At 35.0% G+C, this 14,204-nt stretch carries 19 protein-coding genes and 1 riboswitch; of the genes, 12 read left to right on the top strand and 7 right to left on the bottom strand.

Going from position 1 to position 14,204, the window contains the following annotated elements; translation table 11 throughout:
• The first annotated feature begins 230 nt into the window (after positions 1–230).
• Both FH508_RS13905 and lepB read left to right on the top strand, forming a co-directional pair.
• Positions 231–326: a transcriptional regulator gene (locus FH508_RS13905; protein ID WP_172771884.1), complete on the top strand. Its 96-nt coding sequence runs from the start codon at positions 231–233 to the stop codon at positions 324–326.
• Positions 327–479: 153 nt separating this feature from the next.
• Positions 480–1,037 carry a signal peptidase I gene (gene lepB, locus FH508_RS13900; RefSeq protein WP_172771972.1) on the top strand — a complete coding sequence of 186 codons (558 nt, stop codon included), beginning with the start codon at positions 480–482 and terminating at the stop codon, positions 1,035–1,037.
• A gap of 62 nt (positions 1,038–1,099) precedes the next feature.
• Here the strand turns inward: lepB and FH508_RS13895 are convergent, their stop codons facing one another.
• On the bottom strand, positions 1,100–1,300 hold the full coding sequence (locus tag FH508_RS13895) for a hypothetical protein (RefSeq protein ID WP_172771883.1): 201 nt from the start codon (positions 1,298–1,300) through the stop codon (positions 1,100–1,102).
• 183 nt (positions 1,301–1,483) lie between these two features.
• A riboswitch (purine riboswitch) is annotated at positions 1,484–1,583 on the top strand.
• A gap of 62 nt (positions 1,584–1,645) precedes the next feature.
• Between FH508_RS13895 and FH508_RS13890 the strand changes: the two genes are divergently transcribed.
• Positions 1,646–2,833 carry an MFS transporter gene (locus FH508_RS13890; protein ID WP_172771882.1) on the top strand — a complete coding sequence of 396 codons (1,188 nt, stop codon included), beginning with the start codon at positions 1,646–1,648 and terminating at the stop codon, positions 2,831–2,833.
• Between the two features lie 83 nt (positions 2,834–2,916).
• Positions 2,917–3,201, top strand: coding sequence for a hypothetical protein (locus tag FH508_RS13885; RefSeq protein ID WP_172771881.1), 285 nt, complete (start codon positions 2,917–2,919; stop codon positions 3,199–3,201).
• A 67-nt stretch (positions 3,202–3,268) separates the two neighbouring features.
• Here the strand turns inward: FH508_RS13885 and FH508_RS13880 are convergent, their stop codons facing one another.
• The 5 genes from FH508_RS13880 to FH508_RS13860 form a co-directional block, all read right to left on the bottom strand.
• Complete coding sequence (locus FH508_RS13880; RefSeq protein ID WP_228134078.1) at positions 3,269–3,754, bottom strand: DUF3231 family protein; 486 nt, start codon at positions 3,752–3,754, stop codon at positions 3,269–3,271.
• Between the two features lie 189 nt (positions 3,755–3,943).
• On the bottom strand, positions 3,944–4,234 hold the full coding sequence (locus tag FH508_RS13875) for a hypothetical protein (protein WP_172771880.1): 291 nt from the start codon (positions 4,232–4,234) through the stop codon (positions 3,944–3,946).
• A 155-nt stretch (positions 4,235–4,389) separates the two neighbouring features.
• On the bottom strand, positions 4,390–5,016 hold the full coding sequence (locus tag FH508_RS13870; protein WP_172771879.1) for a cupin domain-containing protein: 627 nt from the start codon (positions 5,014–5,016) through the stop codon (positions 4,390–4,392).
• 228 nt (positions 5,017–5,244) lie between these two features.
• Complete coding sequence (locus FH508_RS13865) at positions 5,245–6,273, bottom strand: FecCD family ABC transporter permease (protein WP_172771878.1); 1,029 nt, start codon at positions 6,271–6,273, stop codon at positions 5,245–5,247.
• Positions 6,273–7,304: a FecCD family ABC transporter permease gene (locus FH508_RS13860; protein WP_172771877.1), complete on the bottom strand. Its 1,032-nt coding sequence runs from the start codon at positions 7,302–7,304 to the stop codon at positions 6,273–6,275. The genes FH508_RS13865 and FH508_RS13860 overlap by 1 nt, the downstream gene beginning before the upstream one ends.
• Positions 7,305–7,418: 114 nt before the next feature.
• Between FH508_RS13860 and FH508_RS13855 the strand changes: the two genes are divergently transcribed.
• From FH508_RS13855 to FH508_RS13820, 8 genes are all read left to right on the top strand, one after another.
• Positions 7,419–8,399 carry an ABC transporter substrate-binding protein gene (locus tag FH508_RS13855; protein WP_172771876.1) on the top strand — a complete coding sequence of 327 codons (981 nt, stop codon included), beginning with the start codon at positions 7,419–7,421 and terminating at the stop codon, positions 8,397–8,399.
• An 827-nt stretch (positions 8,400–9,226) separates the two neighbouring features.
• A complete protein-coding gene (locus tag FH508_RS13850) occupies positions 9,227–9,775 on the top strand; it encodes a hypothetical protein (RefSeq protein WP_172771875.1) in 549 nt (182 codons plus the stop codon).
• 72 nt (positions 9,776–9,847) lie between these two features.
• Positions 9,848–10,282 (top strand): GNAT family N-acetyltransferase, encoded by a 435-nt coding sequence (locus tag FH508_RS13845; protein WP_228134077.1) that lies wholly within the window; start codon positions 9,848–9,850, stop codon positions 10,280–10,282.
• A gap of 10 nt (positions 10,283–10,292) precedes the next feature.
• Positions 10,293–10,772, top strand: coding sequence for a nucleoside 2-deoxyribosyltransferase (locus tag FH508_RS13840; protein WP_172771874.1), 480 nt, complete (start codon positions 10,293–10,295; stop codon positions 10,770–10,772).
• A 12-nt stretch (positions 10,773–10,784) separates the two neighbouring features.
• Positions 10,785–11,108, top strand: a complete 324-nt coding sequence (locus FH508_RS13835; RefSeq protein ID WP_172771873.1) for a YbjQ family protein — start codon at positions 10,785–10,787, stop codon at positions 11,106–11,108.
• A gap of 218 nt (positions 11,109–11,326) precedes the next feature.
• Positions 11,327–12,304 (top strand): helix-turn-helix transcriptional regulator, encoded by a 978-nt coding sequence (locus FH508_RS13830; RefSeq protein WP_172771872.1) that lies wholly within the window; start codon positions 11,327–11,329, stop codon positions 12,302–12,304.
• A gap of 60 nt (positions 12,305–12,364) precedes the next feature.
• Positions 12,365–12,880, top strand: a complete 516-nt coding sequence (locus FH508_RS13825; protein WP_172771871.1) for a hypothetical protein — start codon at positions 12,365–12,367, stop codon at positions 12,878–12,880.
• Between the two features lie 179 nt (positions 12,881–13,059).
• Positions 13,060–13,584 (top strand): GNAT family N-acetyltransferase, encoded by a 525-nt coding sequence (locus FH508_RS13820; protein ID WP_172771870.1) that lies wholly within the window; start codon positions 13,060–13,062, stop codon positions 13,582–13,584.
• 73 nt (positions 13,585–13,657) lie between these two features.
• Here the strand turns inward: FH508_RS13820 and FH508_RS13815 are convergent, their stop codons facing one another.
• Complete coding sequence (locus FH508_RS13815; RefSeq protein ID WP_172771869.1) at positions 13,658–14,056, bottom strand: glucosamine 6-phosphate synthetase; 399 nt, start codon at positions 14,054–14,056, stop codon at positions 13,658–13,660.
• Positions 14,057–14,204 lie beyond the last annotated feature (148 nt).

The raw sequence follows: 14,204 nt of genomic DNA, 5'->3' as shown, positions 1-14,204 counted from the left end.
GTACCTAAACGGAAAGTGCATAAAAGTCCAGTCAAATTCATGATGAAACAGTTACAACTATTATGTTTTAAAATCTTTATGTAAGGCTAAAAAAGTCATTCAGGTAGGATGCATGCCTAGTTGAATGACTTTTTTAGTTATCTAAGGGCAATTCAATTTTTTATTTCGTTTGAAATATCAGAAAATTAAGTGTATAATAGATTTATGAAATGGTTAAGGGAGTGATTGTGATGATGATTGGTACAATTTTATTAGCTATCGCATTGCCGGTAGGTATTGTATTAGCAGTAGATTTATTTAACGAGCAGCATCACTCTGCTTCATAAGAAGCCATTCTTACAATGAAAAATAAAATCAACTTCCTAGACAGAGGCTATTGAGCTTGTGTCTTTTTTTTGCCGTCGAAACATTTTGTAATATTATTCGTCAATATACAATAGAAAATGCTATACTATAAAAAAAAGTATCGGGGTATGAGTATGCAAGCAGAAAAAACAAATATGAAAAAAGAAATTCTATCCTACATTAAAATTATTGTCATTACAGCAATCGTCGTCTTAGGCTGTAAACAATTTTTATTCGCACCGATAAAAGTACAAGGTGCTTCAATGTATCCGACATATGAGGATAAAGACATTATTATTGTAAGTAAAACGAGTAAAATTGAACGCTTTGACCAAATTGTCTTTCAATCACCTACTGAGGATGAATTATATATTAAACGTGTTATAGGTCTTCCAGGCGATACTGTAGAAATGATAGATGATGTTTTATATGTAAATGGCAAAGCCTATAAAGAGGATTATGTAAATCGTCAAACGGATGATCCAAGCCAATTACGTATTACAGAGAATTTCACACTTGAAGGTTTAACAAATGAGAAAAAGGTACCAGAAGGTAAGTATTTCGTAATGGGAGATAACCGTCTAAAAAGCTATGATAGTCGTCATTACGGATTAATTGCTAAAGATGCTATTTATGGTGAAGCTAAAATCACCGTTTATCCGTTTAAGCATTTTCACATTGGCCGCGAATAAATAAATAACGATGAAAACTGAAAGAGGCAGCTCCTATTTTTATGAGCATGCCTCTTTATTTTTCAATTATTTTCAGTCAATGCTTTACAAATTTTATAAGTTGGATAATAGACGCAAACTGTTGAATTTTCCACAGTTTCTTTTAATGGGTTTTGCTGTATGTCCAATCTAGATGATGGTTGTTCGAATGTAAGCTTTTCTACTACTAGTTCGGCGCCATAAAATAGCATTAAAAAATAGCATACTAAACCAAATATACGCAAACAATCACCCCATAACATTATGTGTCCTATTATTATTTATGGTCGAAATGCAAAAAATATAAGCAAAATTTCAAAAAAAATATATAATTACTAAAATCAAAGCTTATATACAGGCAATTAAATTAAAGTTGGGAAATTTGCAAGGAAGAAAAATGTTGTAACGTAAAAATCAATATGCTAATATAGCTAAAGTAAATAATGATCTGTATAACCTCAATAATATGGATTGAGGGTCTCTACCAGGAACCATAAAATCCTGACTACAAAAATTTTCTTTCATTTTGTAGTCAGGATTTTTTTATTGTTGCCCACTATAAGATGGAAGTACAACAGAAGGGTGATTAAATGAATTGGAGAGTTTTTATACTGGCTGCTACTACTTTTGCAGTTGGATTGGTAGAGCTAATTGTTGGAGGTATATTGCCATACATTGCTAAGGATTTGAACGTATCTGTAGCAACGGCTGGACAATTAATTACGATATTTGCTCTAGTATACGCAATTTCTGCCCCTGTCCTTTTATCGTTAACAGCTAAAGTGGAGCGGAAAAAACTATACCTTATTTCATTACTTTTATTTACATTAGGGAATATCATGACCTATTTTAGTCCTACCTTTGTCATTGTCATGATTGCGAGAATCATAACAGCGATGAGTACAGCTCTAGTTATAGTTTTGTCTCTGACAATTACAACTAAAATAGTGGAACCAAGACATCGTGCTAAAGCATTAGGGCTTATATTTGTAGGTGTAAGTTCAGCACTAGTAATTGGTGTACCGATGGGTATTTTTATTACCGAGGCTTTTGGGTGGCGTGCTGTTTTTTTAGGGATTGCATTACTTTCTAGCATATCTATGATTCTAATTTTTATGCTCCTGGAAAAAATGCCAGTTGTTGAGGTTGTCCCATTAAAAACACAAATTAAGTCATTAGCTAATTTAAAAATTGCAAGTGCGCATTTAACAACATTATTTATGCTTGCTGGTCATTATATGCTTTATGCTTACTTCACACCGTTTTTAGTAGAGGCATTTCATTTAAACTCTTCTTGGGTTAGTATTTGCTACTTAGTATTCGGTCTTGCATCTGTAAGTGGTAATACGTTTGGTGGTTGGTTAAGTGACAAGATTGGTACTGGCAAATCAATCGTACTAATCATTGCGACGTTTGCTATCGTATTATTTGCGATACCATATACAGTCGTAGCATTCCCGTTATTTTTAGTAGTAACTGTGTTATGGGGAGCACTTAGCTGGTCACTTACGCCACCATTACAAAACTATTTGATTCAAACCGATCCTAAAACATCTGATATTCAACAAAGTTTAAATACTGCCGCGCTACAAATTGGTATTTCAATAGGGTCTGCAGTAGGGGGAGCGGTGTTTACCGTTACAGGCTCTGTAATGCATTTATCAACTTTTGGGGCAGTTTTAGTATTATGTGCATTAGGCTGTGCTATTTTTTCTATTAAAAGAGCACCCCTTTCAAATAGTAATCAATTAGATGGACATATCCAAAAAGTCCATTAATGATAAACGCAAATTACTAAAAAAAGAAGGACTCTGATTGTTGAAGCTAGAATGTAAGAATAGAGAGGGAGGCTGGTAAATAAATGCAGGTAGATTTAACGGAATTTGAAGGATCAAATGTGAAAGTTGTCGCGACGATTGATCATACGCTTTATCGAAACGTTGGTGCAATCATTTTATACGAAGAGGATTCACACATTTTATCTGTACGAAAACTGAAACGAAAAATCGCTGATCAATATATACCAACAGACGAACTCGAAAACTTTATGTTTGACTCACAAGCAGACGCAATTAAATTTACACACAAGCTTACTAGAATGAGTGCACTTGATTATTTATTAGTGACAAATAGAGAAAACAACTAAATGAATAATAAAATAGCCTTTCATGGTCGTCTCGTATTGAAGCGAGACGACTAAAAGCTATAGGGCTCTATGGTGAGGAGGGAGAAAGTAGCCATCCTTTTTTATTACTAAGCTCAATTAACTTGGCACCAAGAATGGCATATTTCATATGAAAAACACTGTATTTTGTCGTAAGACTGCTCTCGATAGACATGTCCATTGCTTGACTAACAGAAATTAAGGAAGACGCAATATTCATGGAAAGGATGGCACTAATTTCAGAATCATTTATAGTTGCTTTTCCGCGGATCTTAGCAATTTGTAAATTCCCTTGGTCAATTGATAATGGCGGTGCTAGAACACCATTTTCTTTCAAAAGCTTCTCAAGCTGTTTGTTTTCCTCTTTTAAACATTGAATAAATTCCAAAATAATGACTTTTAAGTCTCGATGAACTGCATATTTGAAAAAGAAATGATTCGTTGCAATATAACCATTGTTTACGCCAAGTTGTTTCCAGATTGTAAAAACTTCCTTAAAGCGTAAAGAATCTATATTTCGTTTTGACATTTTCATTGTTGCACGTCCTAACTCATTTTATAGTTGATGTTTGTGAGATTAGGATGGGACAAAAAAAGTATTTTTATACATATTTATACAAAAATACAATGATAGATTTGACTAAACTGAAATATGTATGTTTGATATTCGATAAGCTCCACCATCCGCCTTTTCTATGACAGAACAGGGCATAGGAAGCTTACCTTATAAAGCATCATGTTTTTTCTTATTTTTAAAACTTTTAATAGTTGTCTTTAAAGAAGCGTAATTTCCGATGGCAGCGTAACCGTAAAAAAAGCCCATAAATACACCCGCTAAAAAATTATGTTTATGGCTAATAAAAATAGAAATGATTAAACCTAATGTTAGCGCAATTGCTGGAACATATTTAGGCTGAATGGGAAAAAATATTTTCAATAATTGTGTAATAATCATGACAACTGGAACGGCAATTACAGCATCCCAAAAATTTGTATGAACAATTGGAAAGCCCATAAATACACCTCGTTTTGATAGTAGAATGAAATTAAAGTTAGATTTCCCAAATCTAATAATTTTATGCACGCACAATTTGGTCGTTACAATGTCAGCAATTTAAAAAAATCAAAAAAGGAAACACGAAAAGGTGCTTCCTTTTGTAGCTCTGTATTTTAATAATAGGAACTGTTTTGATACATATATGGATAATGGTATGGATGAAAGTTGTAATGTGGATGTGTTTGCATTGAATTTGGTGAAGTAACGGAAGGTTGATTGCAATTATTTGCGGGTCCGATATAGGTTGAAGGGACAACAGGGGCGATAGTTTGCTTCCATAAATTTTCATCTAAACAATAGGTATGGGCCATTATATTCGATGGCGTAAACTTTAAAATATCGGAACCTAAAATGACTTCTGGTGTAGGTGCATCAAAAATCGCTAATATATGTGTATTATCTGCACTCGCAACGATGTAATGCCACCATCCCTGTGGAATATTTGCTACCTGTCCTGGTTTTAGTGGGTAGTTCTGAATTTGTTTAGTGAATGGATTTAAAATGGAAACGGTAGCAGCTCCAGAAATACAATAAACAAGCTCTGCTGCATTTTGATGATAATGAGGCTCTACCACGTTATTGGTGCTTAAAAAAATATCAAGTAGAGAGACATTTTCTAGACTATTCAATTGAGCAATACCAAGAATATTTATGTAGTTCTGATTATCCTTTTTAAAAAGTGGACTTGTATTTACATCAAACGTAAATTGTGTGGGTGGAGATGTGTACTCATTTGGCAAATCAGTACATCCTTTCTTGTTGTAGTTGTATGTTCTTCAATATCACAGTTTATGACTAAGGTCGTTTGTGCATTAAACCAATGCCTATTAGAGTTAGTTAAATAAACTAAAACCTCTCACTTTTATGTGTGAGAGGTTTTTATATTAGTTGTTAGCGGAGGTTAATCCATCCTCCATTTTTGTAACAAAACGAATAGTTCTACGATAGTGGTAGAGATTACGATGAAACTATCCTCTTGTTTGTAATAGCAAATAGATAAAGTAAGGTGTACCTAATATGGCTAAAACGATACCAACGGGTAATTCAGCAGGAGCGATAATGATTCGACTAATAGTATCAGACATTAACAAAAGCAAAGCACCTATTAATGCACTAAATGGAATTACCCGATAATGTAAGCTGCCTACTAATTTTTTTGCAATATGAGGTGCAATTAACCCTAAAAATGTAAGTCCTCCCCCAACTGCAACACAGGCGCCTGCTAGAAGCACAGCCAATACTAGAAGTCTTTTACGTTCTTTTGTTACGTTAATACCTAATCCAATAGCGGTCATTTCATTCAAAGCTAAAATATCTAGTACGCGAGCTTTATAAAAAGCGAAGGGTATTAACATCACAATCCAAGGAAGTAACGCGAGCACAAATGTCCAAGTAGTGCCCCAAATAGATCCCGAAAGCCAGACGAGTGTTCTAGAAAAATCGATAGGTTCCATGCGAAGTTGGAAAATGGTGATTCCTGCACTAAACGCAGCATTAATGCCAACTCCAACTAAGAGCATGCGTGACGGAGACACCTGTCCTCTTTTATAAGCAAATAAATAAATGAGGGATGCTGCAAAAAGTGCACCAAACAAGGCAATTATGGGCATAAAAAAGACAGACATCCATGAGCTAGAAAATAACAATCCTTGAATAAAGAATGTATACAACACAATAGCAAACCCTGCACCTGCGTTAATGCCAAGTATGCCTGGGTCTGCTAGCGGGTTTTTTGAAATACTTTGTAGGATGACACCTGACACAGCAACACCAAACCCAACAAGGATGGCCATGCAAATACGGGGAAAGCGGAAGCTAAAAATTGTTAAAGCATTATCAGGGGAGCCATTCCCTAGTAAAGTTTGAAGAAAACTTAAAATCGAAATATTCATATACCCTGTATTCACACTAATGAATGCCACTACAAATATCAGTAGCAAACATATCACGATATATATAGAAAAACGATGTGTATGTTTACGGATTAAATTATGCATTATAAACCTCTTCCATCTTTACGAGCTAAGTATAAAAAAAAGGGCACACCGATAATGGCAGTAACAGCACCTACTGGGGATTCAAAAGGACTCATGATGATGCGAGCTACAATATCCGCAAATACCAATAAACAGCCACCTATAATAGCTGAAATAGGTAATATCCAACGATAATCAACTCCAACGATTGCACGTACGATATGTGGTACAACTAAACCAACAAAACCGATAATACCTGCAATGGAAACGGCTGAACCTGTTAATAAAAGCACAGTAACGGTACAAAGCACCCGTATAACTGTTGTCCGTTGACCAAGCCCTGTTGCTACTTCTTCACCTAAACTCATAACAGAAATTGATTTTGCTAATATCATTGCCAGCAGTAAGCCAATGATGACAAATGGAATGGCGACCTTTATATGTATTGGCTGTATAGAAGAAAGACTACCTGCATACCAATAGCTTAAATCTTTAGCAATATCGTATTTTAGACCAATTGCTGTTGATAGTGCGCTTAGAAAAGCAGAGATACCTGCGCCAGCTAATGCTAGTTTTACAGGTGTAATGCCACCTTTTGCAAACGCAGTTAACGTAAATACTAGTGCTGCTCCAGCACCTGCACCAATAAATGAAAAAAGTATCAGCATCGGGAAACTAGGTGTATGAAACAGCGTGTATGCAATGGATAACATAAAACCTGCACCTGAAGTAACCCCTAATATGGAAGGGGAGGCAAGAGCATTACGCGTAACCCCTTGCATAATCGCGCCTGAAACAGCGAGGGCACTACCAACGAGAAGTCCAGCAATTGCACGTGGGATACGCAACTCATGTAAAATAACATGTTCATTATTAGTTTCATCGTAATGTAAAAGGCTATTCCATATTGTTTTATAAGTTAGTTCATTGGCGCCAAATCGAATCGAAATGAAAATTACCAAACAACTTAAACAAATGAATAGAAATAGAGTGAGAATATTATAAGTTATACGGTAATGATGTCTAACAAAAGTTAATGAGTTTCTCTTCATCCATGTAAAAGCTCCTAGCGTTGACATAATAAATTTTTTATTTTATTTTTTTAAATGAGAATGATTTTCAATATCATTTAAATTATAACATAATCATAGTTAGGAGGCATTAACATGATTTTAAAAACGAAGAAATGGGGATTAACAAGTGCTAGCGTCTTAGCTTTTATGCTAATGGGATGCGGAAATATCGAGACAAATACTGCTTCACAAGATAATTCAAAATCGGAGCACAAGATAGACAATGTTATTGAAATTCGAACATTAACAGATGCGATAGGCAATAAAGTAGAAGTTCCCGCTCACCCTAAGCGGGTAATTGCTTCTTACTTAGAGGATCACCTTGTCGCACTTGGAATAACGCCAATTGCGCAATGGAGTGTTCGAGATGGTGCAAGCGTTCAAGATTACTTACAAGATACATTAAAAGATGTTCCAACAATACCATTTGATTTACCATTTGAAGCAGTGCAAAGCTTTACACCAGATTTAATTATAATGGACTCTGCCGCTATGGTGGAAGGAGATAAATATGCGCAATATAGCAAAATTGCACCAACTTATGTGATTGGAGCAGAAGTAAACAATAACTGGCGTGATGAACTGCTACGTGTTGGTGAAGTGTTTGAAAAAAAAGAAAAAGCACAACAAGTGTTAGATGACTATAATGCCAAGGTGAGAGAAGCAAAACAACAAATTCAGCAAAAGGTTGGTAATATTTCAGTCGCAGCCATCTGGGTTGTTGGCGGGAAGTTTTTCATCGTTTCACAAAATCTTTCGAGTGGAGATGTGATGTACAATGATCTTGGGTTAGCTGTGCCATCTGTTGTACAAGAAATCTCAGCAAACGCAACAGCCAATTGGAACGAAATATCACTTGAAAAGCTTGTTACATTAGATGCAGATCATCTGTTTATTATCGATAGCGGTGATGATGCAAGTGTCAAAGTATTAAGTGAAAAATTATGGAGAACGATTCCAGCCGTCCAAGCAGGTAATGTACATACTTTGCCAAAAGACTCAAGTTGGTTATACACTGGTGCAATTGCCAATACGAAAATCGTTGATGATATTGTCAATGCTTTAACAAAATAAAATTTAGTAGAATTCCGCGACAGGGGAGTTGATTTCCGCGAAGTGAGGAGTGAATTCCGCGAAGTGAGGAGGGAATTCCGCGGAAGGAGAGCAGAATTCCGCGAAGTGAGAGGAGAATTCCGCGGAAGGAGATCACGATTCCGCGAAGTGAGGACGGAATTCCGCGGAAGGAGAGCACAATTCCGCGAAGTGAGAACGGATTCCCGCGGAAGGAGAGTTATTTCCGCGAAGTGAGGACGGAATTCCGCGGAAGGAGAGCACGATTCCGCGAAGTGAGGGAGGAATTCCGCGAAAGGAGAGTACAATTCCGCGAAACCAAACAAGACATAGATATGTATAGATTATCACCTCGCTTTCATCTTCAGGATTTACTTGAGAGTTTAGAATTAACCATAACTAAGTTTATTGCAGTAACGATTATTACGATGACATTTTTATTGTGATATAAATTTAAATTAGTACTTTTTGGAAAAAATATAATATAATTGACAAGATTGTTCAAATCTAGAGCTGGTCTGTAAATATTTTCACGTTCATTCCTCAAATAAAAATTTTTTGAACGACGGTTGTATCCCACATAAGAATCCAAGTATAGACATATAAATAAAGGTAGCGGAAAACTACGAGCTTATAAACATTGATAGAATCGTATTTAGTAGTTTCTATTAACCGATAAATAATTATAAAAATTTAAGAAATTCTTAAGTTTCAGCTAAGGTAAAAATTAAGATTTATTTTCTATAATATAAAAAAAAGGAAATTACGAAACCATTTGAACAATTAAAACGTATTGGTATTAATAGAACATTATTGAAGTAGGTGAGGATATGGCATATACCATTTACATAGTATTAACTAAAACAGGTACTTTATTATCGAAGGCAATAGGTATGTACACTGGCAAAGAGATGAATCATGCATCAATTGCCTTTGACGAGGGACTCTTTGATATGTATAGTTTTGGTCGAAGACAGCTTAATAATCCTTTGAGTGGTGGATTTTTACGTGAAAATGCAGAATCTGGACTGTTTGAGTATGCGGATTGTGTTATTTATCGCTGTCGTGTTTCGTCATATCAGTATTTAGAAATGATGAGAATTGTCCGTTATATGTATTGCAATCGTGATCGTTATAAATATAATTTTATCGGGTTATTTGGGGTAATGATGCAAAAAGAAGTGCGCAGAGAACGTGCTTATTTTTGTTCACAGTTTGTGGCGACACTGTTAAAAATAGGTGGTCTAAAAGTTTATCAAAATCCAGCATTGATGACACCCGACTGTATTGCACAGTTGCCTTATTTAGAACAAATCTTTGCAGGGAAGCTGTCTGATTATTTACAAGATGTACGTCAACCTGCCATGTTGTATGGTTAAGCTTTCTAATCGTACGTGCTTGACGTTTTTCTGATATAATAATTGATTAGTATACGAGATGAGATGATAAAAGTGCAACTAGTTGTGGTTGAGGGTGTACCATATGCTTGGCTACATCAGTTACAAGCAATTCATGCACAAGTATTTGATGGTGCGCGCCTTAAGCTTGAAAAACTTGAAGACAAGAAAGAACTTCTATGTATATTAGCAGTGGAAAAAGATGAATTGGTAGGGTTTAAACTAGGTTATCCACACCCTGATGGCGTTTTTTATAGCTGGTTAGGGGGTGTCGATGAAAAGATGCGAGGTCAAGGAATTGCAAGTCAGTTGATGAGACACCAACATGAAAAAGTGCAAGCGCTTGGCTTTAAGAAAGTACGTACATACGGTAGAAACGAGCGGAAAGCAATGCTCATCACAAATATAAAACATGGTTTTGACATTATTTCCACCTTTATAGATGATAAAGGACGTCATAAAATAGTGTTTGAAAAATTATTGAATTAAGGGGTTTATTATGAAGGCATATTTAGCAAATGGATTATTTTCTCTAGGGGATCGTTTAGTCAATGAACGATTAGCGTCGGCAATTCGACAAGCGATACCAGAGATTGAATTATATGTACCGCAGGAGAATGATGCGATTAACGATAAGACAGCGTATGCGGATAGTTTAGCAATTGCAGAAGCTGATTTAGCAATGTTACAAAAGAGCGATGTATTAGTTGCTGTATTAGATGGTGTTGAAATTGACTCTGGTGTTGCAGCTGAAATAGGAGCGTTTGCTATGCTCAACCGTCCAATCGTAGGAGTATTTACAGACGTGCGTCAACAAGGGCGAGAAAATATGATGAAAATAGAAGCACTTATTCGTGATGGGATTGAAAATCAATTTGTCTACCGTAATTTATTTGTCATCGGTTTAATAAAACGTAACGGTGTCATTACTTCCTCTATTAACGATGCCGTATTAGCGGTTCAGGAATTACATCAATAAGGAGGATTGCGAATGCTTTTATCAACAACAGATGTTGTTGCTGGAAAAGTGATTAAAGAAACATTAGGTTTAGTCAAGGGTAATTCTGTTCAATCAAGAAATATTGGTCGCGATATGATAGCGGGGCTCCGTAATATTGTTGGTGGCGAAATGAAAGAATATGCGGAAATGCTCGTTCGCTCAAGAGAAATTGCTACGCATGCTATGGAAGAAGAGGCTAAACGACTAGGTGCAGATGCGATAGTAGCCATTAGATTTTCGACATCATCCGTAATGGATGGCACTTCCGAGGTGTTAGCCTATGGTACTGCAGTAAAATTGAAAATATCATTTTAACAGAGGACTTCAGTCTAAGTGGATTGAAGTCCTTTTAGTTTTAAATATTGATAATAATAACAGATAACTGGTATGTCCGTCTGTGAAGTATATGTTAGAGTGAAATTATTATGGAACTAATTATCCCAGATATATAGAAAATTTGTAGTTAAAAGGACTAATAATGTCCATCTCGTTTTGTATAATAAGAGGGTAACTATGTAGAAAGAGTGGGATATATGGTGGATTCACAACAAAATAAAGGCTATCGTGTCATTTCCATGTTTGACAGATTGATGGATGGCCAAGGGATAAGCAAAAAGCAAGAAGCATTTACACATCAAGTTGGTGAAAAAACCATTCAACGGGATTTAGATCAAATTAGAGCTTATATTGAAAAAGCTAAATTAGATTGTCATTTAGAATATGTGCGAACAGAAAAACTTTATAAGCTGACCAAAACAGGCGAAAATGTTTTATCGAAAGAGCAAGTGCTGGCAATTGTTAAAATACTTATCGAATCACGAGCTCTTTTGAAATCGGAAATGAGCGACATTATCGATAAGCTAATATCAATTGTTGCGGCGGATAAACAAGAATTTATTCATAATATCATTTTAAATGAAAAGCATTTATACGTTGACTTAAATCATAAAAAATCCCTTTTACATTTAATTTGGGTAATTTCAGAAGCAATTCAGAAGAAAAAAATAATTAAAATTGATTATTTACATGAAGGTGAATCAATTCCTTCACAAAAAATATTAAAACCTCTCGGTGTTATTTTCTCAGAATACTATTTTTATTTAATTGCTTATGATAGCAAACATGAGAAGGATTTACCGATTGTCTATCGCATCGACCGTATCCAACATTTTCTGGAGTTAGATAAGAAATTTCAAATTCCTTATTCGGAACGCTTTCAGGAAGGTGAATTTCGCAAAAGAATTCAATTTATGGATGCTGGAGAGCTGATACATATTAAATTTCTGTTTATAGGGCGCTCACCACAGGCGGTTTTAGATCGTTTGCCAACAGCTAAAATAGTATCAAACAAAGCTGGAGAATGCTTATTTGAAGCGGAAGTTTTTGGCCGTGGAATTAAAATGTGGCTGCTTAGTCAGGGTGCGAATATTGAAGTACTAGAGCCACTTGAGCTAAGAGAAGAAATGATTGAAACAATCCAATCTATGCAACAAAATTATCTTTACATGTAAGAAGGAAAACATGATTAAAAAATTATTCCCTTGCCGACTATAGTAAAAAGGGGGAATTACATGTTTTCACTTTCCAATTTTAAATTACTAGTAGAAAAACAGGAAGAAATAGATGCAATATATCAAAATTGTGAAGAATTAAAAAAAACAACGGTTGCACCTAAAATCTCCTCTGAAGTTGATCATTTTTTTGACTGTATTAAAAATCATTTAGAAAGCCAGGGCTTTATGGTAACTGTGACAACCTCAAAGCTAAAAGCTCAATATAAGCAAGCGTTTATTACTATCGACAAGCATTCAAAAGACTTAGAAGAATGCATTTTTATTAATTTAAATAATTATGTAGAAGATCAAGTATCTATTATGCTAGACAATGAAAATGATACGCAACAATCCCAACAAATCAGTACAAATAACCAAGATGACTTTTCATCGGTTATAAATCAAGTAAATGACAAGTTACACCGTGCGAAAAATCTTCAAAATGCTTGTCGAGCCGCGAAGCTTATTTATAAAAATAAACAAAATAAAATTTTTCTATCTGCTCACGAGGCAATCAACTTTTATTTTCACTAATAAAGACAAAAAAATAATAAGAGAATTTATAGCATACGAGAAATACTTAGTATGCTATTTTTATTCCTTTAATTTTTTGTGTATGCTCGGTTATCGTATGTATTTTAAAATTCAAAATAACGGAAGAAGGATTTTTTGCGAATTTTGAAGAATTAAAAGGAGAATAAAGGAGGAGTTACATGTTTCCGAATATAGAGACAGATAGATTACGATTAAGAGAAATAACGTATGAAGATGCAGCAGATCTTTTTCGCTGTTTTTCTAATCATCATGTTACACAACATTATGGAATAGATACATTTACAACAATAGAACAAGCTGAAAAACTAATCGATTCGTTTTCTAAAAGCTTCAAGGAAAAGAGGGGCATTCGATGGGGAATAGAAAGAAAAGAAGCGAAAGGTTTGATTGGAACAATTGGCTTTAATGCTTGGTCACCGAATCATAAGCGGGCAGAAGTTGGTTATGAATTGCATCCTGATTACTGGAGAAAGGGCTATACAAAAGAGGCGATTAACGAAATTTTGTCTTATGGATTTGACGAGATGAAGCTCAATAGGATTGGAGCAATCGTTTTTGTCGAAAATGTGGCATCAAACCAATTGTTAACGACAATGGGCTTTCACAATGAAGGGATTTTAAAAGGATATATGTATCAAGATGGAAAACCACATGATACCTATGTTTACGCAATTTTTAAATAACAGGAAATATTTTGAGTTGAAAAAAGAGCCCAAATTACCACCTTCAAGGATAGCTTGGGCTCTAGTCATCTAATTAGTTTTTTGTTAACGCTAATAGATAGTTGTCTCGAACTGATTCTTCTTGCATTTTGCTATCGACTAACATGGCACCGTACTTCACAGTCGTCATATTGGGATCGACTAAAAATTGAACATTTACTTTAGCATCCTTGTTATTAATAAGACAATCTCCTTTAAATTCCACAACATCTTGTCCCTTTTGTGTTTCAAAATAGAGCCAATAAGGATTTTGGCAAGCGGATACGAAAGCTGCTTCTAAAGTTTGATTACTATTTTCGATTGAATAGTTTTTGACATATGTAATATATTCATTATCTGTTACATCTTTTTGAGGACCGTAAAAATACCAAAACACCCCTAATATGCCGATTGGTATAATCCACAAAATATTACGCTTACTTAATTTCCCCATTTCCCATCCCCCTTTATATCCATATTTTATCATCTCAACACGCTTATTTGCTAGCTCAATATAATTTTTTCTAGGTTAGCCATTTTTCTTGTTGTCCTTACTCAAGTACTTTGCTTTTGCTTGGACTGTAAAATTAATATTAAATAAT

Origin of the sequence: Lysinibacillus sp. CD3-6 (genome assembly GCF_006351725.2) — a bacterium.
Lineage (GTDB): Bacteria > Bacillota > Bacilli > Bacillales_A > Planococcaceae > Lysinibacillus.
Note: the sequence above shows the minus strand (reverse complement) of the source record. Positions and strands in the feature narration are given on the sequence as shown.